The sequence below is a fragment of the Pseudomonas qingdaonensis genome (assembly GCF_018398475.1).
GTDB lineage: Bacteria > Pseudomonadota > Gammaproteobacteria > Pseudomonadales > Pseudomonadaceae > Aquipseudomonas > Aquipseudomonas palmensis.
In genome coordinates this window covers 5,383,344-5,404,923 of the sequence record NZ_CP074676.1, presented here as the reverse complement: position 1 = coordinate 5,404,923, position 21,580 = coordinate 5,383,344, and the positions used below count along the sequence as shown (strand labels likewise).

At 62.1% G+C, this 21,580-nt stretch carries 21 protein-coding genes; 8 read left to right on the top strand and 13 right to left on the bottom strand.

All coding sequences use genetic code 11. From position 1 onward, the window contains the following. The first annotated feature begins 44 nt into the window (after positions 1–44). Positions 45–1,823 carry an acyl-CoA dehydrogenase C-terminal domain-containing protein gene (locus KH389_RS24815; RefSeq protein ID WP_100634783.1) on the top strand — a complete coding sequence of 593 codons (1,779 nt, stop codon included), beginning with the start codon at positions 45–47 and terminating at the stop codon, positions 1,821–1,823. A 229-nt stretch (positions 1,824–2,052) separates the two neighbouring features. On the opposite strand, the gene KH389_RS24810 is transcribed toward KH389_RS24815, so the two are convergent. Beyond that, positions 2,053–2,973 carry a LysR family transcriptional regulator gene (locus tag KH389_RS24810; protein ID WP_043863687.1) on the bottom strand — a complete coding sequence of 307 codons (921 nt, stop codon included), beginning with the start codon at positions 2,971–2,973 and terminating at the stop codon, positions 2,053–2,055. 102 nt (positions 2,974–3,075) lie between these two features. Here KH389_RS24810 and KH389_RS24805 point away from each other — a divergent pair, with 102 nt between their 5' ends. The 3 genes from KH389_RS24805 (at position 3,076) to KH389_RS24795 (ending at position 5,364) form a co-directional block, all read left to right on the top strand. Further along, the gene (locus KH389_RS24805) at positions 3,076–3,774 is read left to right on the top strand and encodes an MOSC domain-containing protein (protein ID WP_058541823.1); all 699 of its coding nucleotides are present in this window, start codon (positions 3,076–3,078) and stop codon (positions 3,772–3,774) included. Beyond that, the gene (locus tag KH389_RS24800; RefSeq protein ID WP_043863689.1) at positions 3,771–5,042 is read left to right on the top strand and encodes an aspartate aminotransferase family protein; all 1,272 of its coding nucleotides are present in this window, start codon (positions 3,771–3,773) and stop codon (positions 5,040–5,042) included. The genes KH389_RS24805 and KH389_RS24800 overlap by 4 nt, the downstream gene beginning before the upstream one ends. Positions 5,043–5,205: 163 nt before the next feature. Beyond that, positions 5,206–5,364 carry a YqaE/Pmp3 family membrane protein gene (locus KH389_RS24795; protein WP_011063854.1) on the top strand — a complete coding sequence of 53 codons (159 nt, stop codon included), beginning with the start codon at positions 5,206–5,208 and terminating at the stop codon, positions 5,362–5,364. Positions 5,365–5,461: 97 nt separating this feature from the next. On the opposite strand, the gene KH389_RS24790 is transcribed toward KH389_RS24795, so the two are convergent. From KH389_RS24790 to panB, 11 genes are all read right to left on the bottom strand, one after another. Continuing rightward, entirely contained in the window at positions 5,462–7,297 is a 1,836-nt protein-coding gene (locus KH389_RS24790) for a S9 family peptidase (RefSeq protein WP_213606424.1), read from the bottom strand. Then, the gene (gene pqqE / locus KH389_RS24785; protein WP_213606423.1) at positions 7,263–8,423 is read right to left on the bottom strand and encodes a pyrroloquinoline quinone biosynthesis protein PqqE; all 1,161 of its coding nucleotides are present in this window, start codon (positions 8,421–8,423) and stop codon (positions 7,263–7,265) included. The genes KH389_RS24790 and pqqE overlap by 35 nt, the downstream gene beginning before the upstream one ends. Continuing rightward, a complete protein-coding gene (gene pqqD, locus KH389_RS24780; RefSeq protein ID WP_043863692.1) occupies positions 8,395–8,670 on the bottom strand; it encodes a pyrroloquinoline quinone biosynthesis peptide chaperone PqqD in 276 nt (91 codons plus the stop codon). Before pqqD ends, pqqE begins: the two co-directional genes overlap by 29 nt. After that, positions 8,667–9,422 carry a pyrroloquinoline-quinone synthase PqqC gene (gene pqqC, locus KH389_RS24775; RefSeq protein WP_058541826.1) on the bottom strand — a complete coding sequence of 252 codons (756 nt, stop codon included), beginning with the start codon at positions 9,420–9,422 and terminating at the stop codon, positions 8,667–8,669. The genes pqqD and pqqC overlap by 4 nt, the downstream gene beginning before the upstream one ends. An 8-nt stretch (positions 9,423–9,430) precedes the next feature. Next, positions 9,431–10,342 (bottom strand): pyrroloquinoline quinone biosynthesis protein PqqB, encoded by a 912-nt coding sequence (gene pqqB, locus KH389_RS24770; RefSeq protein ID WP_054915970.1) that lies wholly within the window; start codon positions 10,340–10,342, stop codon positions 9,431–9,433. Between the two features lie 67 nt (positions 10,343–10,409). Beyond that, complete coding sequence (gene pqqA, locus KH389_RS24765) at positions 10,410–10,481, bottom strand: pyrroloquinoline quinone precursor peptide PqqA (RefSeq protein ID WP_008365141.1); 72 nt, start codon at positions 10,479–10,481, stop codon at positions 10,410–10,412. A gap of 120 nt (positions 10,482–10,601) precedes the next feature. Then, a complete protein-coding gene (gene pqqF / locus KH389_RS24760) occupies positions 10,602–12,938 on the bottom strand; it encodes a pyrroloquinoline quinone biosynthesis protein PqqF (protein WP_213606422.1) in 2,337 nt (778 codons plus the stop codon). 42 nt (positions 12,939–12,980) lie between these two features. After that, positions 12,981–13,781 carry a carbon-nitrogen hydrolase family protein gene (locus tag KH389_RS24755; protein WP_043863696.1) on the bottom strand — a complete coding sequence of 267 codons (801 nt, stop codon included), beginning with the start codon at positions 13,779–13,781 and terminating at the stop codon, positions 12,981–12,983. A gap of 12 nt (positions 13,782–13,793) precedes the next feature. After that, positions 13,794–15,476: a flavin monoamine oxidase family protein gene (locus KH389_RS24750; RefSeq protein ID WP_043863697.1), complete on the bottom strand. Its 1,683-nt coding sequence runs from the start codon at positions 15,474–15,476 to the stop codon at positions 13,794–13,796. A 247-nt stretch (positions 15,477–15,723) separates the two neighbouring features. Continuing rightward, complete coding sequence (locus KH389_RS24745) at positions 15,724–16,182, bottom strand: Lrp/AsnC family transcriptional regulator (protein ID WP_054915967.1); 459 nt, start codon at positions 16,180–16,182, stop codon at positions 15,724–15,726. Positions 16,183–16,259: 77 nt separating this feature from the next. Then, entirely contained in the window at positions 16,260–17,081 is an 822-nt protein-coding gene (gene panB, locus KH389_RS24740; RefSeq protein ID WP_043863699.1) for a 3-methyl-2-oxobutanoate hydroxymethyltransferase, read from the bottom strand. An 87-nt stretch (positions 17,082–17,168) separates the two neighbouring features. On the opposite strand from panB, the gene KH389_RS24735 reads away from it, so the two are divergent. The 4 genes from KH389_RS24735 (at position 17,169) to KH389_RS24720 (ending at position 20,652) form a co-directional block, all read left to right on the top strand. Next, positions 17,169–17,960 (top strand): AraC family transcriptional regulator, encoded by a 792-nt coding sequence (locus KH389_RS24735; RefSeq protein ID WP_213606421.1) that lies wholly within the window; start codon positions 17,169–17,171, stop codon positions 17,958–17,960. Positions 17,961–18,430: 470 nt separating this feature from the next. Further along, the gene (locus KH389_RS24730) at positions 18,431–19,018 is read left to right on the top strand and encodes a hypothetical protein (protein WP_213607557.1); all 588 of its coding nucleotides are present in this window, start codon (positions 18,431–18,433) and stop codon (positions 19,016–19,018) included. A gap of 7 nt (positions 19,019–19,025) precedes the next feature. Next, positions 19,026–19,592 carry an ImmA/IrrE family metallo-endopeptidase gene (locus KH389_RS24725; protein WP_201012840.1) on the top strand — a complete coding sequence of 189 codons (567 nt, stop codon included), beginning with the start codon at positions 19,026–19,028 and terminating at the stop codon, positions 19,590–19,592. After that, a complete protein-coding gene (locus KH389_RS24720) occupies positions 19,579–20,652 on the top strand; it encodes a beta family protein (protein WP_213606420.1) in 1,074 nt (357 codons plus the stop codon). Before KH389_RS24725 ends, KH389_RS24720 begins: the two co-directional genes overlap by 14 nt. Here KH389_RS24720 and KH389_RS24715 read toward each other — a convergent pair. After that, a complete protein-coding gene (locus KH389_RS24715) occupies positions 20,641–21,249 on the bottom strand; it encodes a sce7726 family protein (protein ID WP_213606419.1) in 609 nt (202 codons plus the stop codon). The genes KH389_RS24720 and KH389_RS24715 overlap by 12 nt on opposite strands. Positions 21,250–21,580: the final 331 nt, after the last annotated feature.

Here is a 21,580-nt window from a genome sequence, read left to right as displayed (position 1 = left end):
GCGGCCCTGCGGGGCCGTCCCGACTCAAGGTGTGAGAGGTTGCCATGGCTGACTATAAAGCGCCCCTGCGCGATATGCGCTTCGTCCTCAACGAAGTCTTCGAAGTATCCCGGCTGTGGGCACAACTGCCCGGGCTGGCCGAGGCGGTCGACGAAGAAACCGCACTGGCGGTGCTCGAGGAAGCCGGCAAGGTCACCAGCCAGCGCATCGCTCCGCTGAGCCGCAGCGCCGACGAAGAGGGCTGCCATTGGGACAACGGCGCCGTGCGCACCCCGGCCGGCTTCATCGATGCCTACCGCACCTACGCCGATGGCGGCTGGGTGGGCGTGGGCGGCGACCCTGCCTATGGCGGCATGGGCATGCCCAAGGTGATCTCTGCCCAGGTCGAAGAGATGGTCAACTCCTCGAGCCTGGCCTTCGGCCTGTACCCGATGCTGACCGCCGGTGCCTGCCTGTCGATCAACGCCCATGCCAGCGAAGAGCTCAAGACGCGGTACCTGCCCAACATGTACGCCGGGGTCTGGGCCGGCTCCATGTGCCTGACCGAGCCCCACGCCGGTACCGACCTTGGCATCATCCGTACCCGCGCCGAGCCGCAGGCCGACGGCAGCTACAAGGTCACCGGCACCAAGATCTTCATCACCGGCGGCGAACACGACCTGACCGAGAACATCATCCATCTGGTGCTGGCCAAGCTGCCTGACGCCCCGGCCGGGCCCAAGGGCATCTCGCTGTTCCTGGTGCCCAAGTTCCTGGTCAACCCCGATGGCAGCCTGGGCGAGCGCAACCCGGCCACCTGTGGCTCCATCGAGCACAAGATGGGCATCCAGGCCTCGGCCACCTGCGTGATGAACTTCGACAGCGCCGTGGGCTACCTGGTCGGCGAGCCGAACAAGGGCCTGGCAGCGATGTTCACCATGATGAACTACGAGCGTCTGGGGGTCGGCATCCAGGGCCTGGCATCGGCCGAGCGTTCCTACCAGAACGCCATCGAATACGCCCGCGACCGCCTGCAGAGCCGTGCACCTACCGGGCCCCAGGCCAAGGACAAGACTGCCGACCCGATCATCGTGCACCCCGATGTGCGGCGCATGCTGCTGACCATGAAGGCACTGAACGAAGGCGGCCGGGCTTTCTCCACCTATGTTGCGATGCAGCTCGATACCGCCAAGTTCAGCGAAGACCGCGAGGCCCGCAAGCGCGCCGAAGACCTGGTGGCGCTGCTGACGCCGGTGTCCAAGGCGTTTCTCACCGATCTGGGCCTGGAAGTGACCGTGCATGGCCAGCAGGTGTTCGGCGGCCATGGCTACATTCGCGAGTGGGGCCAGGAGCAACTGGTGCGCGACGTGCGCATCACCCAGATCTACGAAGGCACCAACGGCATCCAGGCCCTGGACCTGATGGGCCGCAAGGTGGTGGGCAGCGGCGGGGCGTTCTACAAGCTGTTCGCCGACGAGATCCGCCATTTCATCGCCACCGCCGACACGGCGCTGGGCGAGTTCGTCAAACCGCTGGAGACGGCGCTGGACAGCCTCGACGAACTGACCGCCTGGGTGCTCGACCGCGCCAAGGCGAACCCCAACGAAATCGGCGCGGCGTCGGTGGAGTACCTGCACGCCTTCGGCTACACCGCCTATGCCTACATGTGGGCACTGATGGCCCGCACGGCCCTGGCCAAACAGGGTGAGGACGACTTCTACGCCAGCAAACTGGGCACCGCGCGCTTCTACTTCGCCCGCCTGCTGCCGCGTATTCACTCGCTCAGCGCTTCGGTGAAGGCGGGCAGCGAGTCGTTGTACCTGCTCGACGCGGAACAGTTTTGAGCTGACGGCGTCATGTAAGCATTTGCTTACATGACGTGGTGACGTTTGGCCTCTTCCGTAAGATTGGATCCACAGCTAATCTTCACCTCATGGACGTCGCGCAGGATGCGCACAGTACATAACAGGGACACGGAAGGATTTCCTGCCAGGACGGCGGGACGAAAAGGATGTCAGGGAAACAGTCTGCAAAACCCCGCTTCGGCGGGGTTTTCTTTTGCCCGGGTTTTTTCTAGCCGAGCACATCCAGAGGTGAACCGCCGATCTGGCGAGGGTCGATCTCTTCCTCCAGCAGATTGCGCAGCAACTCCACCGACGCCTGCTGGCGCTGCGCATCGCGAAACACCAGGCCTACCTTCAATGGCACCCGCGGCTCGCTCAGCGGCTTCCAGAGCAGCTCTGGATCGTCCGTGGCGTCGCGCGCACGCCCCGGCAACACGGTTGCCAGCGAGGTATGCGCCAGGCTGTCAAGAATCCCGCCCATGTTGTTCATCTCGGCCTGCACCTGCGGGCGGCGCCCGAGGTTGGCCAGTTGCGCCTGCCAGATCTGGCGTACCTGGAACTCTTCGCCCAGCATCAGCATGGGCAGTTCGGCGGCCTGCTTGAGCGAGACCTTCTTGAATTCGCGCAGCGGGTGCGTGTGCGGGATCACCAGTTGCAACTCGTCTTCGTACAGCAGCAGGCCGTGAAGGCCCGGCTGGCGCGGCGGCAGGTAGCTGATGCCGATGTCCAGGGTGCCGTTGAGCAGGCGCCGTTCGATCTCCAGCCCCGACAGTTCGTAGATCTGCACCACCAGGTGTGGTTGCGCCTTGCGCAGGCGGTCGAGCAGTTGCGGCACCAGGCTCGGCCGTACCGTCTGCAGCACGCCGATGGCCAGGGTCCGCAAGGCCTGCCCGCGGAAGTTGCGCAACGCCTCGCGGGCGCGCTGCAGGCCGTCGAGCAGGGGCAGGGCGTGGTTGTACAGGGTGTGTGCGGCCAGGGTCGGCAGCAGCCGCTTGTTGCCCCGTTCGAACAGGCTCACATCGAGGCTGTGCTCGAGCTGGCGGATCTGCTGCGACAGCGCTGGCTGCGACAGTGAAAGGCGTTCGGCGGCCCGGCCCACATGGCCTTCTTCGTACACCGCGACGAAATAACGCAGTTGGCGAAAATCCATAAGCAATACTTATCAAAAAAGCTCGAAAAACGAAATGGCCGAAGGCCCGCGAGAAGCCTAGTCTATCCCGTATTCACAAGGTTTACAGGGCCAGAAGGCGCGATGAATACCGTGTATGTGGATGGCGTTTACATAGGCAAGGCAAAAAATGTCGGTTATGGGTTACTCACCGATATCGATAAGGAACAGGTTGCAAGAAGGCTGTGGTTATGGCCACAGGGGCTGGGCAGCGACGAACACGGCGACCCGCGCTTCCATACCGGCCCCGAGCGGGCCTTGCACCACTATCCGGCCGAGCACTACGCCTGGTGGCGGCGACGTTATCCACAGATCGACTGGTGCGCGCCGGGTTTTGGCGAAAACCTCTCGACCCGCGGCCTTACCGAAGAGCACGTCTGCCTGGGCGACATGTTCCGCTGGGGCGGGGCGCTGCTGCAGGTCAGCCAGCCGCGCTCGCCGTGCTACCGCCTGAGCCATCGCTGGGGCTTGCCGAACCTGCCGCAACAGGCGCAGGACGCGCTGCGCTGCGGCTGGTTCTACCGGGTGCTCAAGCCTGGCTTCGTCAGCGCCGACGAGCCGTTCGAACTGATACAACGCAGCTATCCGGGCCTGACCGTGGCCTGGGCACTGCATACTTTTTACCGTGAACCTCTGGAGCATGCGGGTTTGAAAAAGCTGGTGGATTGTCCGGCCCTCTCGTCACGCTGGCGCGACATCGCGATCAAGCGCCTGCGCAGCGGCCAGGTCGAGGACTGGGCCGCGCGCCTGCTTGGCCTGCCGCTGGAAGGGCTGCGCGCATGAACCTGTTCAATCTGCGTCGCCAGGCGGCGCGCGCTGCCGAGCAGGCACCGGCGCCGGTGGCACTGGCCCAGGCCGAGCAGCTGTCGCGGGAATGCCTGATGCCGGCCACCGAGCGTGCGCCACAGGTGTTCGTGCGCGGCCAGGGTTCATGGCTGTGGGACAACGAAGGCCGCGCCTATCTGGATTTCACCCAGGGTTGCGCGGTGAACAGCCTCGGGCACAGCCCCAAGGCGCTGGTGCAGGCACTGAGCAGCCAGGCCCAGGCATTGATCAACCCCGGCGCCGGCTTTCATAACCGTGGCCTGTTGAGCCTGGTCAACCGCCTGTGCCAGAGCACCGGCAGTGATCAGGCCTACCTGCTCAACAGTGGTGCCGAAGCCTGCGAAGGTGCGATCAAGCTGGCGCGCAAGTGGGGCCAGCTGCATCGCAATGGCGCCTACCACATCATCACTGCGCGCCAGAGCTGCCACGGGCGCAGCCTGGGGGCGCTGTCGGCCTCCGACCCGTCGGCGTGCAACCGCTGCGAGCCGGGCCTGCCGGGTTTCAGCAAGGTGCCGTTCAACGATCTGGCCGCGCTGCATGCAGCAGTGGACTCGCGTACCGTGGCGATCATGCTCGAGCCGATCCAGGGCGAGGCCGGGGTGATCCCGGCCACCCAGCAGTACCTCAAGGGTGTCGAGCGCCTGTGCCGCGAACTGGGCATCCTGCTGATCCTGGATGAGGTGCAGACCGGCGTGGGCCGTTGCGGCGCGCTGCTGGCCGAGCAGACCTACGGCGTGCGCGCCGACATCATCACCCTGGGCAAGGGCTTGGGCGGCGGTGTGCCGCTGGCCGCCCTGCTGGCGCGGGGTACGGCCTGCTGCGCCGAGGCCGGCGAGCTGGAAGGCAGTCACCATGGCAATGCACTGATGAGTGCGGCGGGCCTGGCGATTCTCGATGCCGTGCTGGAGCCGGGCTTCATGGAGCAGGTGCAGGCGTCGGGGCGGCACCTGCGTGATGGCCTGAGCCACCTGGCGGGGCGTTATGGCCAGGGCGAGGTGCGCGGCCAGGGCTTGCTGTGGGGCCTGGAGCTGAGCGACGACTCGGCCGCAGCCCTGGTCAAGGCGGCGCTGCAGGAAGGGCTGCTGCTCAATGCGGCGCAGGCCAATGTGCTGCGCTTTTCGCCGGCGCTGACCGTCAGCCGCGGCAACATCGACGAAATGCTGCTGCGCCTGGCGCGTGCCTTTGCCCGTGTGCACACGGCGCAACTCAACCAGCGGCGTGCCTGACCCGGTAGCGCCGTACCGAATTCAACGAACCGTCTCGCGTTCCTGCGCATCGCCCCGGGCCTGATCCTTTTGGCCTGGGGCGTTTTTTTATGGGGGATGGCTATTTGAACCAGTGGGGGGTGCTTGCAGTCTGTAGTTAGGACTTTAGACAAGGAGCTGCCCGATGGACCTGATCCGAATTATCTTCGCCATTCTGTTGCCGCCGCTGGGCGTGTTCCTGCAGGTGGGTTTTGGTGGCGCCTTCTGGCTGAACATCCTGCTCACCTTGTGCGGTTACATTCCGGGGATCGTGCACGCGGTGTACATCATCGCCAAGCGCTAGACCGCGTCGCGGCCATCGCCTGTAGGAGCCGGCGTTGCCGGCGAATGGGCCTGTACGGTTAGGACCGCGCTGGGACATTCGCCAGCAAGGCTGGCTCCTACAATGGCAATGGCCGTGACAGAACCTCCCGGTAGAACTTCCACTCTTCTTCCAGCGCATGCGCCAGGTTCGCTGCCGTCCGGAACCCGTGCCGCTCGGTCGGGTAGAAATGCCCTTCGGCACGCACCCCGTTGGCCTTCAGCGCCGCCAGCATCGAACGGGTCTGCTCCGGTACCACCACCGCATCCAGTTCGCCCTGGAAGAAAATCACCGGCACCTTGATCTGCGCGGCATGCAGCAGTGGCGTGCGCGCCTGATAACGCTGCACATCCTGCTGCGGGTCGCCGATCAGCCAGTCCAGGTAATCGCCTTCGAACTTGTGCGTGGCGCGCGTCAGCGCCAGCGGGTCGCTGACCCCGTACAGGCTCGCCCCGCCACGGAACACATTCTGGAACGCCAGCGCACACAGCGTGGTGTAGCCCCCGGCGCTGCCCCCGCGGATGAACGCCTGCGTCGGGTCGATCAACCCTTGCCCTGCCAGGAAGTCGACCACCGCGCAGGCATCCTGCACGTCCACTTCGCCCCAGCGCAGGTGCAGGGCCTGGCGATAGGCGCGGCCATAGCCGCTGCTGCCACGGTAGTTGAGGTCGGCCACTGCAAAGCCGCGCTGGGTCCAGTACTGGATGCGCGGGTCGAGCACCGGGAAGCACGCCGAGGTCGGTCCGCCATGCACGAACACCACCAGCGGCGGCGCCTCGACACCATTCATGGCCGGGTAGAAGAAGGCGTGCGCCTGGGCATCGCCGCTGGGGTAGGTGATGCTGCGCGGCTGGCTGACCTGTTCGCTGGGCAAGGGCATCGCACCGCCGGCCAGCACCTGAACGGCATGGCTGTGGCGGTCGATGGCGATGACGGCGGGCGTGCTGACGGCAGAGGCGGCGATGGCATACAGGTACCGGTCGTCGATCTCCAGGCAGCGAAAGCGGGTGTAGACGTCACTGAAGTCTTCCAGGGTGCCATCGGCATGATGCACGCCCAGGCGGCTGAAGCCGCCCTCGAACCAGCTCGCCAGATACCCGCCGTCGTCCAGGGGCAGCCAGGTGCTGGCGCCCAGTTGCCACGGTGCGCCAGCATGGTCGGCGCGCTCGGCCGGCAGTGCTGCCCAGCCCTGCGGGGTTTCGCCCCAGGGTTGCCAGTAGCCGTCACGATCCGACAGGCAGTACAGGCGACCGTCGGCATCGAAGCGCGGCTGCTGCAGCGATTCCGGTTGCGCCTCGCTGCCGGCGATGCAGCGCGGCGCTTCCCAGGTGTGTGCATCGCGGCGTTCGGCGCACAGCAGGCGGGTGGCAGTCCAGGGTTGGTGCGGGCGGCTCCATTCGATCCAGGCCAGGCGCTGGCCGTCGGCGCTGAGGGTGGGAGCGGCATAGAAGTCGGCGCCTTCGGCCAGTACCGTGCGGGTGCCGGCGGCGATCGATACCAGCCGGTGCACATCGGCGTCTTCTTCAACCGCCAGCACCTGGCCGGCGCCCCAGCGCAGGTCACCGTAGCGGCACGGGCCGTGGGTCAGCGGCTGCGGCTGCCCGCCGCCGAGCCCCTGGCTGTAGAGCTGCTGGTCGGCTTCGTTGACGAACACCAGCCCGTCGTCGCTCAGGCAGAAACCGCCGCCGCCATACTCGTAGACGCGGCTGCGCACGCTGAAGCCATCGGGAGTCAGGCAGCGGGCCTGGCCGTCACGCCACTGCCAGATGCGGCAACCACCGTCCTGGGGGCGAAACTCGTTCCAGAACAGCCCCAGCGGGCTGCGCTTGAGTTCGGCGTAGTCGGTGCCGGCGGCAACCGCCTGTTGTGCGCTGAAACGCTCAGCCGCGGGCGATGAGACGAGAGTTTCGATCATTGCGGAAGGTCATCTGGTCGATGGTCTGGGTGGCGGTTTCGGCCTCCTCCCGAGCAGCGAGGATGATCCCGTGGTCCGCCGATTTGGCGCAAACCGGGTCGGCATTGCTGGCGTCGCCGGTCAGCATGAAGGCCTGGCAGCGGCAGCCGCCGAAGTCCTTTTCTTTCTCGTCGCAGGAGCGGCACGGCTCGGGCATCCAGTCGTAACCGCGAAAACGATTGAAGCCGAACGAGTCATACCATATGTGCTGCATGCTGTGTTCGCGCACGTTGGGGAATTGTACCGGCAACTGGCGTGCGCCATGGCACGGCAGTGCGGTGCCGTCCGGGGTGACGGTGAGGAAGATGCTGCCCCAGCCGTTCATGCAGCCCTTGGGCCGCTCTTCATAGTAGTCGGGGGTGACGAAGATCAGCTTGCACGGGTTGCCCGCAGCCTGCAGTTTCTCGCGGTATTCGTTGGTGATGCGTTCGGCGCGCTCCAGCTGCGCGCGGGTGGGCAGCAGGCCGGCGCGGTTGAGCTTGGCCCAGCCGTAGAACTGGCACGTGGCGAGCTCGACGAAGTCGGCTTCCAGGGCGATGCACAGCTCGATGATGCGGTCGATCTTGTCGATGTTGTGCCGGTGGGTGACGAAGTTCAGCACCATCGGGTAGCCGTGGGCCTTGACCGCGCGCGCCATCTCCAGCTTCTGCGCGAACGCTTTCTTCGAGCCGGCCAGCAGGTTGTTGACCTGTTCGTCGCTGGCCTGGAAGCTGATCTGGATGTGGTCCAGCCCGGCGCGCTTGAAGTCGGCGATCTTCTGTTCGGTCAGGCCGATGCCGGAGGTGATCAGGTTGGTGTAGTAGCCCAGGCGGCGCCCCTCGCCGATCAGCTCGGCCAGGTCCTGGCGCACCAGTGGCTCGCCGCCGGAAAAGCCCAGTTGCGCGGCGCCCATTTCACGCGCCTCGGCCATCACCTTGAACCACTGCTCGGCGCTCAACTCCTTGCCCTGCTCGGCGAAGTCCAGCGGGTTGGAGCAGTACGGGCATTGCAGCGGGCAGCGGTAGGTCAGCTCGGCCAGCAGCCACAGCGGCAGGCCGACTGCGGGCTTGGCCGGTACCTCACTCAAGGACGATCCAGTGTTGCTCACGGGCGACCTCCATGAATTGCTCGATGTCGTCACCGAGTTCGGGTACACCGGGGAATTGAACGTCCAGCTCGGCAATGATCGCGGCCACATCGCGCTTGCCGTCGATCAGCCCGCCGATCAGCGCGGCGCTTTCGTTGAGCTTGATCATGCCTTCGGGGTAGAGCAGCACATGGCCCTTCTGCGCCGGTTCGTACTGGAAGCGGTAGCCGGGGCGCCAGTGCGGCGTCTTCGAACGGTCGAAACTCATAAGGTGATCCCCTTGTGCCACACCCGCTCGCTGGTGACGCTGTGGTAGGGCGGGCGGTTCAGTTCATAGGCCATGCTCATGGCGTCGAGCATGCTCCACAGAATATCGAGCTTGAACTGAAGAATCTCCAGCATGCGTTGTTGACCCTGCACCGTGGTGTAGTGCTGCAGGGTGATGCTCAGGCCATGCTCCACATCGCGCCGGGCCTGGCCCAGGCGGGTGCGGAAGTACTCGTAGCCGGCCGGGTCGATCCAGGGATAGTGCTGTGGCCAGCTGTCCAGGCGTGACTGGTGGATCTGCGGGGCGAACAGTTCGGTCAGCGAGCTGCTGGCCGCTTCCTGCCAGCTGGCACGGCGGGCGAAGTTGACGTAGGCGTCGACCGCGAAGCGCACGCCGGGCAGCACCAGCTCCTGCGAGCGTAGCTGGTCGGGGTCCAGGCCCACGGCCTGGCCCAGGCGCAGCCAGGCTTCGATGCCGCCGTCTTCGCCGGGGGCGCCGTCGTGGTCGAGCAGGCGCTGGATCCACTCACGGCGGATCTCGCGGTCCGGGCAGTTGGCCAGGATCGCCGCATCCTTCATCGGGATGTTGACCTGGTAGTAGAAGCGGTTGGCGACCCAGCCCTGGATCTGCTCGCGGCTGGCGCGGCCTTCATACATGGTCACGTGGTAGGGGTGATGGATGTGGTAGTAGGCGCCCTTGGCGCGCAAGGCCTGCTCGAACGCGGCGGGGGAAAGCGGTACGGCTTCGCTCATGGGGGCTCCTACAGCTCGATGCTCATGCCGTCGAAGGCCACTTCGACGTTGCGGCGGGCCAGTTCGGCGCGCTCGGCGGAGTCTTCATCGAGAATCGGGTTGGTGTTGTTGATGTGGATAAGTACCTTGCGCTGGTCGGGGAAGCCTTCGAGTACCTCGAGCATGCCGCCGGGGCCATTCTGTGCCAGGTGACCCATCTCGCGGCCCGTGCGGGTACCGACACCGCGGCGCTGCATCTCATCATCCTCCCACAGCGTGCCGTCGACCAGCAGGCAATCGGCGTCGTGCATCAGTTGCAGCAGCTTGTCGTCGAACTGGCCAAGGCCCGGGGCGTAGAACAGCTTGCCGCCGGTGCGCAGGTCTTCGACCATCAGCCCCAGGTTGTCGCCCGGGTGCGGGTCGAAGCGGTGCGGCGAGTAGGGCGGCGCGGCGCTGCGCAGCGGGAACGGGGTAAAGCGCAGGTTCGGGCACGCCTCGATCACGAAGCTGCCTTCGAGCTCGATGCGGTTCCACTGCAGGCCACCGTTCCAGTGGCTGAGCATGGTGAACAGAGGGAAGCCGGTGCTCAGGTCCTGGTGGACCATGTCGGTGCACCACACCTGGTGCGGGCAACCTTCGCGCAGGCTGAGCAGGCCGGTGGTGTGGTCGATCTGGCTGTCGAGCAGGATGATCGCGTTGATCCCGGTGTCGCGCAGGGCGCGGGCCGGCTGCATGGGGGCGAAGCCTTGCAGTTGCGCGCGGATGTCCGGCGAGGCGTTGCACAGCACCCAGTGCACCCCGTCGTCGGACAGTGCGATCGAGGACTGGGTGCGTGCGCTGGCGCGCAAGGTGCCGTCGCGAAAGCCCTTGCAGTTGTCGCAGTTGCAGTTCCACTGCGGGAAACCGCCGCCGGCGGCGGAACCTAGAATCTGGATGTACATGGCCACTCCTGCTGCGTCCAAAAATGAAAACGCCCCGGCTGACCGAGGCGTTGTACCGCAAGCAGACTCAGCGACTTGCGAAATACATGGTCACTTCAAAGCCAATACGCAGGTCAGTGTAAGCAGGTTTGGTCCACATGGGAGTACTCCTTCCGGATAGGTCTGGGGGCGGGTGGCTACATATTTAGGCCCCCCTTTGAAACAAGGGGTTACAACGGCCCGGGTAGCGCCATCTTACTAAAATTAATGGACAGTTTGGTTAAACCTGCGAGAAAGGCTGTTGCGTTGCCGGTAACAATCCGCCCTGTGCGGCGCTGGCCAGGTACAGGGCGTTGTCGAACAGGTGCCGGGCGGCGTGTTCGAGCTGCTGTGCGGTGACGGCCAGCAGCTGTTGTCGCAGCGTGTCCAGGCTGGGGGCGTCGCTGCCGGCCAGCCGGGCCTGCCAGGCCCATTCGGCGACGTCGGCATTGCCCATGTCCGGTTCGTGGAACTGCGCCGCCAGGGCCTGACGCGCCTCGGCATCATCGGTCAGGTCATGGGTGAAGCCTGCGACCACGCAGCGCATGTGCTCGAGAATCTGTGCCGGGTCGGCCTTGGGCGACTGCACGCCCAGCAGCAGGCCGGTATGGCCCTGCACCTGGCGCAATGCGCTGAACACTGCATAGCCCAGTTGCAGCTCCACCCGCAGGCGCTGGTAGAAGGGCCCTTGCAGTCGATGTGCCAGCAGCCGGTACACCGCCTCGCTGCCGGGCGGGGCGGGGCAGAACACCAGCAGTGCGTGCTCGCCTTCGGGCAGCGGCACATGCTGCCAGGGCCCTGTGGCATCGCCGGTGATCGGCTCGGCCATGCCCGGCTGTCCCGGTACCTGGGCCAGCAGCGCATTCAGCGCCGGCTGCACCGCTTCGGTGAAGCCGCAGGTCATGCCCTGCCAGCGGGCATTCTGCCAGAGCGCATCCAGCTCGGGCTGGGCGATCAGGCAGGTCGGCAATGGCCCCGGGGCACGCCCGACGATATAGCCCGGCAACTGCTTTAGCAGCAGGCGGATCGGGATCAGCGCCGGCTCGGTGCCTGAGCCTGCGCTCCAGTCCTGGGCGGCAGGCAGGCGCAGCAGCGCCAATGCCTGCTCGACGACTGCGACCACGGCGGGCGGTGACCCGGCGCAGCGCAGTTGCCAGAGGTGCTCGCACTCGCTCCATTGCAGCTCCACCGAGGCGCGGGTGGCGCGCTCGACCAGTGGGCGCAGGGCACCTTCGAGTACGCGCCACAGCCGCGCGCGCAACGCCGAGCGCACCTGCCAGCGCAGGTAGATCACGCCGTACTGCCGCACAGCCGGCAGCGCCGGGCTGTGGATAACCCCGGCGGGTGTCGGCGTGGCGGGTACATCGCTGAACCCGACGGCCAGCAAGGGCTCGGCAGGTGGCAGTCGCCAGGGCTGGCGGGCTTGCTCGGTGAAGGGTTCGAGCAGGCCTTGCAGTGCCGCCAGGCCCTGGGCGTCGAGTGCACTGAATGGCTGGCCGCTGCTGTCGCGGCGCGCCAGTTCCAGGGCGCCGGCGGCCAGCGCGCGTGACTGCTGGATACGTGCATATTCGCTGTTCAGCGCCGTCAGGTCGGCATCGCGCAAGAAGCTCAGCCAGTCCCGGAACAGGTCTTCGACCTGGTCGGCAGGTGCCGCGTCATTGAGCTTGAAGCGTGCATGCAGCAGTGCCTGTGCGGCGAACTGATGCAATGCCGAAAAACTGAAATCCTCCAGCCAGTGCCGTTCGCGCAAAGCGGCCAGCAGCCCGCCCGGGCGGGTGTCCGAAAGCCAGGTGTCGAGAAAGGCGATCGCCTGGGCAGCGCCGGCGGGCAGCCGTTCATAGCCGAGCAGCACATCCCGTTGCCCGGGCAGCTGTTCAACCCGCGCAGCGCGAAGCTGCAGCGCCGGTGCCGGGCCTTGTTCGATGGGCTGCCCGGGTGCGAAGACGGCGCCGTACTGCATGGCCAGGGCTTCAAGGGTGGCCAGCGGCTGTGGGCCGACCAGGCTCAAGGTCATCTGCCCGGCCTGGTAGTAGCGTTGGTGAAAAGCTTGCAGGGCGCTCTGGAAGGCCGCGTCGGGTACCGGCAGGCTGTAGCGGTTGCCAGCGTGAAAACCGCTCAGCGGATGCTGCGCCGACACGCTCTGCAGCAGTGCGTGCTGACGCTGCGCTTCGGGGTTGCGCGCCCAGGCAATGAACTCGGCATGGATCACTTCGCGCTCGCGCAGCTGTTGCGCACGGTCGGCCTGGGGGTTGGCGAGCATTTCACACAAGCGCTCGATGCCCCCCTCGAAGGCGGCAGCCGGCACTTCGAAGAAGAAGTCGGTGGTGCGCTCCCGCGTGCTGGCATTGACCTGGCCGCCCTGGCGCTGCACGTAGCGCATCAGGGCGTCGTCGATGGCAAAGCGCGGGTTGCCGAGAAAGAACAGGTGTTCGAGAAAGTGCGCCAGCCCCGGCCAGGCGTTGGGAGCATCGTGGCTGCCGGCGCGCACCCGCACTGCCGCTGCACAGCGCTTGAGCCGCGGTGCATGGCGCAGGGTGACGTGCAGGCCGTTGGGCAGGGTGAGGTGGGCGCAGGACATGACGGCTCCGGTAACGTGCGAACCGTCATGCTAGCGGATAAATCAGTGCTTGCGCGGGCCGCCGTGGAGTTCCACACGCAGGTCGTGCAGGTACGGTGTGCTGGCGCGGCCTTCGTGCACCCGTTGCAGCTCGAGGTCGGCCACCAGCAGCGTGGGCTCATGCCCGGCCATGGCCAGCAGGCTGCCGTCCGGGCCGATGATGCTGCTTTGGCCGCAATAGTGGATCTGCTCCTCGGCGCCGCAGTAGTTGGCATACACCAGGTAGCACTGGTTCTCCTGGGCGCGTACGCGCACGGTGAACTGGCAGATGAAATCGTAGGGCTGCATGTTGGCTGTCGGCACTACGATCAGCTCGGCCCCGGCCAGGGCCAGGCGGCGGGCGTTTTCCGGGAACTCGATGTCGTAGCAGATCAACAGGCCCAGCTGCCAGCCATTGAGCGTGACCACCGGGAAATGGTCGGGGCCGGGGCTGAACATGGCGCGGTCCAGCCCGCCGAACAGGTGGGTCTTGCGGTAGTTGGCCAGGCTGCTGCCGTGGGCGTCGATCAACTGCACGCTGTTGTACACCTGGCCGTCCTCGCCAAGCTCGGGGTAGCCGTAGACGATGGCGATGCGGTTGGCCTGGGCAATTTCCACCACGGCCATGGCCGATGCGCCGTCCTGCGGCTCGGCCAGGCGTGCGACCGCTTCGCTGCCGATGTTGTAGCCGCTGAGGAACATCTCGGGGCACACCAGCAGTTCGGCGCCGCGTGCCGCCGCCAGCTGCGCCTGCTGGTGCAGGCGCTCGAGGTTGCCGGCCACGTCCATCGGGTGGGGCTGGCCCTGGTACAGGGCTATGCGCATGGGTCTCTCCTTTCAGTCGGCCAGGGCGATCGGGCCGATCTCGTTGAATACATCGCCAGGGCCGGGGTTGTCGGCGTGGGTGCGGCCACCGAAGTGGTTCATGATGCCCCATACCGCGTTGAGCGAAGTCTGCACCGCGCCTTCGACCCAGGCCGGGGTCCAGGAGACGTCGTCGCCTGCGATAAAGATGCCGCGCTGCTCGGCAGGCAGGTCCTGCTGCATGAAGTGCGCGTACATGCGCTGATTGTAACGATAATGGCCGGGCAGGGCGCCCTTGAACGCCCCCAGGAAATGCGGGTCGGCTTCCCACGACACGGTGATCGGGTCGCCGATGATGTGCCCGGCGATATCGACCTTGGGGTAGATCTTCTTCAGGGCGTCCAGCGCCAGTTTCACGCGTTTTTCCACCGGGTGCGGGAGCATCTTTAGCGCATCGCTCATCCACGAGTACGACAGGCAGATCACCCCCGGCCTGTCGTCGCCGTTGTCGAACAGGTAGGTGCCGCGGGTGAGGCGGTCGGTGAGGGTCATGCTCATCAGGTCGCGGCCGGTCTGCGGGTCCTTGTCCTTCCAGAACGGGCGGTCGACCATCACGAAGGTCTTGGACGACTGCATGTAGCGGGTGCGGTCCAGGGCCATCCACATCTTCTGCGAGAACAGCGACTCCTCGCACTCGATCTGGGTGGTCAGCAGCCAGCTCTGACAGGTGGTGAGCACCGCGGCGTAATGGCGGGTGACGCCCCAGGTGTCGGTAACGGCCAGGCGCCCATCGTCGGCGCGGGCGATGCTTTTCACCCCTGAATGTGGCGTGCCACGGTGCAACGAGCTGAGGCTGGTGCCTTGCGGCCAGTGGGCGCAGCGTTGCGGCACATGCCGCCAGATGCCCAGGGGCACCTGCTCGACACCGCCCACCACCAGGTGCTGGTGATCGTCGCAGTTGGTCATCACCACGCGGAAGATCTCGAGCATCGAGTTGGGGAAGTCGGAGTCCCAGCCGCCGGTGCCAAAGCCCACCTGGCCGAACACTTCGCGGTGCAGGAAGCTGAGCTTGGCGAAGGCCTTGGAGGTGGCGACGAAGTCGTAGAAGGTGCGGTCGTCCCACAGCGGCACCAGGGTGTTCCACAGCGCCTTCAGCCGCGGCACGTCGCGATCGCGGATTGCCTGCTGGATGTCGCCGAAGCGTGCGCCATCCTCCAGCGCATCGGCCCAGGCATCGGCGACTTCCTGGAACAGTGCCGGCAGGTCGCTGAGTTTTTCGGCGTAGTGGGTCTGGCCCTCGAGGTCGATCACCGTGCTGCCGGAGGCGGGGGTCAGCGGGTTGGGGAAGGGTCTGGTCTCCAGGCCCAGCTTGTCGACGTAGTGATAGAAGGCCGTGGAAGACACCGGGAAGCGCATGCCACCCAGCTCGGCGACGATGCCTTCGGCGCCAGAGAAGGTCTGCGAGCGCAGGCGCCCGCCCATTTTAGACGCCTCGTACACCACCGGCTTGAGGCCCAGCTTCATCAGCTCGTAGGCGGCCACCAGGCCGGCGATGCCGGCACCGACGATGGCCACCTCCTCACCGTGGCGCTCGGCGGGAATGCTGCCCAGGCCGGCCGGGTGCTCGATCCAGTCGTCGAAGGCGAAGGGGAAGTCCGGGCCGAAGATGGTGACCGGTTTTTTGCCGTCGGCGGGGTGGCGATTGTTCTTGTTCATGGGAGACCTTGCCAGGGCTGCGCGGGGAGCGGAGCTTGAGTATAGGAAATGCTGGCGGTCATTCTACGAGGGGAGGGTGTTGGTTATTAAGATGCAGAGTGTCGTCGTTTTGTGGGGATTTTTGTCATTGTGACGGGATGCTTGAGCAGAGTGATGCCTTCGCCGGCAAGGCCGGCTCCTACAGGTTTGCGAGCACCGTTAGCATGCTTGCCAGCGAAGGGCCCTATCTGTTCCCCGCTAACCCATGTCAAACCGGTTGGCCGCGGTCCACCTTGCTGCTGAGGATGATCGAGGTGGTGGTTTTCTCCACGCCCTCGACACTGCCGATCTGGTCGAGCAACTGGTCCAGTTGTTCGGGCGAATCGCTGCGCAGCCACGCCACATAGTCGAACTCGCCACTGACCGCACACAACTGCTGGATCTGCCCCATGGCGCTCAGGCGGCGTACCACCTCCTTGCCCGAGCGGGGGCGCACAGTGATGCCCACATAGGCCTGCAGGCCGCCGTCGATCACGCGCTGGCCAAGGCGCACGCCGTAACCGCTGATGACGTTGGTTTTCTCCAGGCGCGCCAGGCGCGAGGTCACGGTGGTGCGGGCAATGCCCAGTTGCCGGGCAAGCATGGCCACGCTTTCGCGGGCGTTGATCTGCAGGGCGGCGATCAGTTGACGGTCGATTTCATCGAGGGCGACAGGGCGGGTGGGCATGGACAGGGATCGTTTCTTTCGCTTGGGAAGTGGGCCGATTAAGGCAGCTAATCGACCCACTGTCCACGCTGGTGCTATCAGGGCGCGGCCTTGAAGCAGTGCTCCAGCCCCGGGAACTCCCCGCTGCGCACCTCGCGGGCGTAGTGCTCCAGTGCCTGTTCGATCTGCGGTTGCAGCTCGGCATAGCGTTTGACGAAGCGCGGCTGGTACTCGCCGAACAGGCCCAGCAGGTCCTCGGTCACCAGCACCTGCCCATCGCACGCAGGGGATGCGCCAATGCCGATGGTGGGGATGTGCAACGCTTCGCTCAGGCTGCGGGCCAGCGGCTCGGCGATGCCCTCGAGCACCACCGAGAACGCCCCCGCCGCCTGCATGGCCAAGGCATCGTCGCGCACCTTGGTTGCGCTTTGTTCATCCCGCCCCTGGGCCTTGAAGCCGCCCATGCTGTTGACCTGCTGCGGCATCAGGCCCACGTGCGCCATCACCGGAATGCCACGGCGCACCAGAAATTCGACGGTGTGGGCCATTTCGGCGCCGCCTTCGAGCTTGATGCCCTGTGCACCGGTTTCGCGCAGCACCCGGGCGGCGCTGACAAATGCCTGCTCCGGCGAGGCCTGATAGCAGCCGAACGGCAGGTCGACCACCACGCAGGCGCGCTCTGCCCCGCGCATCACCGCCTGGCCATGGGCAATCATCATGTCCAGGGTCACGCCCAGGGTGCTGGGCATGCCGTACAGCACCATGCCCACCGAGTCGCCGACGATGATTAGGTCGGCATGGGCATCCACCCAGCGGGCCATGGGCAGGCTGTAGGCGGTCAGCACCACCAGGCTGCCGGCGCCCTTGCGCTGCTGGATGGCGGGAATGGTCAGGCGGTTTTGACGTACATGGGTGCTCATCGACAAGTCTCCGATCAGGTTGTGCAACGGGTCGCGGCGCAGGCTACCATCGGCACTTTTGGCTCACTTGAGCAAAGGGGACAGCTGATGCCGCAAGCGGGACAGATACCGCAGGTGCCGCCCGTACCGCTGGCGCTTTCGCGCCCGGTGCAGCGGCGCATGTTCGGCATACCGGCAGGTTATGAAGTGCAGATGCACAGCCATGACTGGGTGCAGTTCACCTATGCCAGCGCCGGGATCATGCAGGTGCTGACCGAGCGCCACAGCTATCTGCTGCCGCCGCAGTGCGCGTTGTGGATTCCGCCAGGGGTGCAGCACACGGCGTTCAGTGAGCAGGCGCTGGCGTTTCGCGGGCTGTACCTGGATGCCGCGGTGCTGCCGGGCGCTCGCCGTGACTGCGCGGTACTGCAGGTGACGCCGCTGGTGCGCGAGCTGATCGAACGGGTCAGCCACTTTCCCGCCGACTACCCTGACGACGGGCCGCAGGCGCGCCTGCTGCAGGTGCTGGTGGACGAGTTGCAGGGGCTGGCCGAAGCACCGTTCAGCCTGCCGCTGCCCAGCGACCCGCGCCTGCGCCGGATCACCGATGCACTGCAGGTCGAGCCTGGGGACAACCGCACCCTCGAGCAATGGGCGCAGCAGGTGGGGGCATCGCGGCGCACGCTGGTGCGCCTGTTTCAGGCGCAGACCCAGCTTTCATTCCGTGAATGGCGCCAGCGCCTGCGCTTGCTGGCCGCATTGCCGTTGCTGGCGCAGGGCATGAGCGTGACTCGGCTGGCGAATGAACTGGGGTATGACTCGGTGTCGGCGTTCATCGGGTTGTTTCAGCGCCACTATGGGAAGACGCCGGGGGTGTATGCGGCCAGTTTGGGGATGTGATTGTGAGGTTCTGAGGGCCGGAAACGCAAAAGCCGCGTAATGCGCGGCTTTGAGTATGGTGGGCCCACACGGACTTGAACCGTGGACCAAAGGATTATGAGTTGCTGAGCGATGTGTTATGCCTAGCGAAATCGTTCGTAGGTGAACGTAGGTTGGCATAGCTGCAGGCCCCGTATTTCGCGGCATTGAGCGTAGTTTTGCGGAGGTTGCTAAAGCTGAGTACTGTACCGTGATGTACCCACGCTGCACCTATTAGGCATTGATGGGGCCTGATACCGAGTAGGTAGCATTGGCCGATTGATCTGCCCCCTCGCAGAAGCATGAGTATCGATGATATCAATAGGCTATACGGTGCATGGACATAGGCGAATCTGCCTAGTAGGATCAAAACGCCATCTTTTGCATTTACCGCCCGAGGCCCTCTGATGTCTATGAGCCCTATTCGCCTCGTCACTGCTCTGCTATCAAGGATGAACGACTTGCAAGCCAAGCATATTCTTGCCCCTACATTGTTAGCCACTTGTATAGGCCTGTTGGCAGCATTAGCCATACTTCATTTTGCACCGATCAGCGAGATGATTATCAGCCATTCGCAGTATGTTCCGAGCAAAGAAATCACTGAGCTTGATCCGTACGAGCAATTGGTGATTGCCAGAATGGTTAAAGAAAAATCTCTAATATCCGTAGACAGTCTTTGGTCGATGCAGGTGTCGTTTTATCAGACTATGATAAGTGTTCTAATTGCCTTGAATGCGGCGATTGTGGGTGGGGCATTTGTGATTATAAGAAGCTCGTCCAAGGCTGAGGTTGTTAAAGAATCAAAGGCCCACTTCGATGAATATTGTAAAGCTGGTGAGTTTACAAAAATAATCGAGAAGAGAGCAAAGAAAGAGATTGTAAAAATCAATGCTACATACGGGGATATACTGGATTCGCTCTCTGATCACGAAGCTAGAATAAATGCTCATAAAGATGCTATACTGGAAGTGAGTAATCGGCTCGCAGAAATGGATGAGACCGAAAACTGTTCTGGTGGCGACGGCAAGCTTAGTGAGTAGGTGAGAAATGGCCTTTATTCGGAAAAACGTTAAGCCTAATTTAGTTGCGTCCTCGAATGTGAGTGATGACAGCAGCTCTGCTGAAACGTTTACCGTGGCTCAACTGCTCGAGCTGGCTAAGCGTAAAGGCGTTGAAACCTCTCCTTTGGATGTGCAAAAGTTACTGTCGGTTTTAGGTGTCGAGCTACTTAGTGTCCCCATGAAAGATGAAATTTCTGGGGTGTTGAGTCGTTTAGAAAATAAAGACGGTTGGGTTGTCAAGGTGAATGCACTTCACCACCCGAATAGGCAGCGTTTCACAATTGCTCATGAAATTGGCCATTATTGCCGTCATAGATGGCAGCAAAAAGAATTTCAAGATCTAAACTTTTTCCGAAATGGCGAAAGTAATCCTATGGAAGCTGAAGCTAATCGCTTCGCTAGTGAGCTTCTAATGCCTGAGCCAACATTCAAAGAAAAAGTTCGATTGTTTGCTGGGAGCATCGAGGCTATAGCCCAGTACTTTAAAGTTTCGACTCTTGCTGTGCGAGTTCGAGCAAAAAATTTAGGAATGAAAGGGCATGGATTGGAATAGCTTAATTTATTTTCCTGTGCTTAAAACGAAGGATGCGGAGCTTAGAGCTATCTCAGCGGTCGACGTTTTGTACAGGCGTAAGATGCTTCCTGTTTATGAAATAACCAAGTCTAGAATAACTAAGAAAAACTCATTTGGCGACATCCTAAAACGTTTGGATCAAATCAAAAATATCCAGGGTGATATGCCCTATATTTTGGATGTGACAACTGACGAAAAACAAAAAAACGAACAAACTGAAAGCATTCTTTGTCCGGCTAATGGCTATGAAAGTTGGCGGATTTGGTTGGATTTGAATTGTGGTCCAAATATTGTTCCAGTGATTCATATTAACTATGAATTAGATGAGGACTTGAATGAGGCCAAGTCATTCGTTTCTTCTGTAACAAATAAGTACAAGAAGATGGCGCTGCGTCTTCCTGCACATTTGGACGCCGAAGAATATGAGGAAATTATAAGTACCGTTGCCTCTGAGTTAAAGGATTCTCGGTTATACGTTCTTTTGGATGAAGGATGTATTAGAGAAAAAGTGAAGGACGATGGCCTGGCTGCCGTGGCCGATGCCTATCAAAGAGCCTTTGATACGATATCCAGGATGCCAAACTCTCAGGAATGGTTAGAGAGAGTAGTTTGCGTTGCAGGTTCTTTTCCCTATCAGGTGGCTCAAGAGGGCAAAGGGGATGCATATGGGAAGTTTGAAATTTATGAACATTCGCTATTTGTTTCGCTGAAGCACAATAGACCTAGTCTTCAGTTTGGTGATTTTGCGTCTATTAACGTTAAGCAAATTGAAATGCGGGGTGGAACCTTCGTACCTCGAATAGACTTCGGTACGGATACGACTTTCTATTACTACCGAAAGCGTAGGGATGCCGGTTCTTATGTTTTGTGTGCGAAGCAAGTTCTAGTTGATCCTATGTACTCAACCAATCATAGCTGGGGTGACGCTGAAATAGATAGCGCATCTAAAAACACTCCGTCGGGGATCAGTCCGTCGTTCTGGATATCTGTTAGGGCCTGTAACTATATGATTAGACGCGTTAAACTGCTAAGTGCCTAATTTGTTTGGTGCTAAACTTAGCGAGTATACATCATCCAGCATTATGCTGCTGCTTAACTCTCCTTGGAGATGGGCGGTTTGAGCTCCGTACTTCTGGATGATGTATTGCCTGAAGAAAATCTTAATTTCCTCTCTTTTGCTAGTTTTAGAGATCTGTTCGCAGATTTCCAGCTTTGACTTTCCAGTCGTTTTAAATGTTCGGCGCAAGCAGTCAATAGGCACGGCGTCAAGAGTTGTTATGCAGTCAAAGTTCTTAATCTGCTTTGCTTTTCGTATTCTTTTTACCCCTGTTGGTGTGCATAGATAAATTCCAATGCGTTCGGGCGTGAGCTTTCGAATTGCGCTGATGTTTTTACTGTCGCACACAACATACACAAAATCAAAAAGCTGCGTGTACGAACTCAATTGGTCGGCGAGCCTGTCAATTCGATCAAATGCGGATTTGATCTCATATCCAATAATCATTCCTTCTTCAGCGCTAATCAAATCTGCTCGTCGGCGTCCAAAATGGAACGAGTACTCATAGAAAATAGCTTGTGTAGTATTTTCTTTGAGTAAGTGGTATCCAAGCATTTTTTTAATATCAATCTCTTTCATGCTTGTTTCATTTTCAATAATTTCATCTGTCTTGCTTTCATTTTTGATGTAATCTAAAAGGAGCTATTCGTAGAGTTATATGTACAGTTTCGCGTTTGTCGTCGCTGCAGAGGACGCGTCAATCGCGTGTCTCTGGCGAATGTCAGCGCAGCTAAGGGCTACATCACGCATTCACCATTCTGTCGAAAGGCTATTTTGCTTATCTCTGGTTAGCTATGTCAATGTAATTCGTAGTGTGGTCTAGCTTCTCATAAGTAGAAATATATCAGAATTCAATGGTTTACTTTGCGTGCTTTTGAAGCAGTTTTAAATTTACTGTGTTCGTGGAATC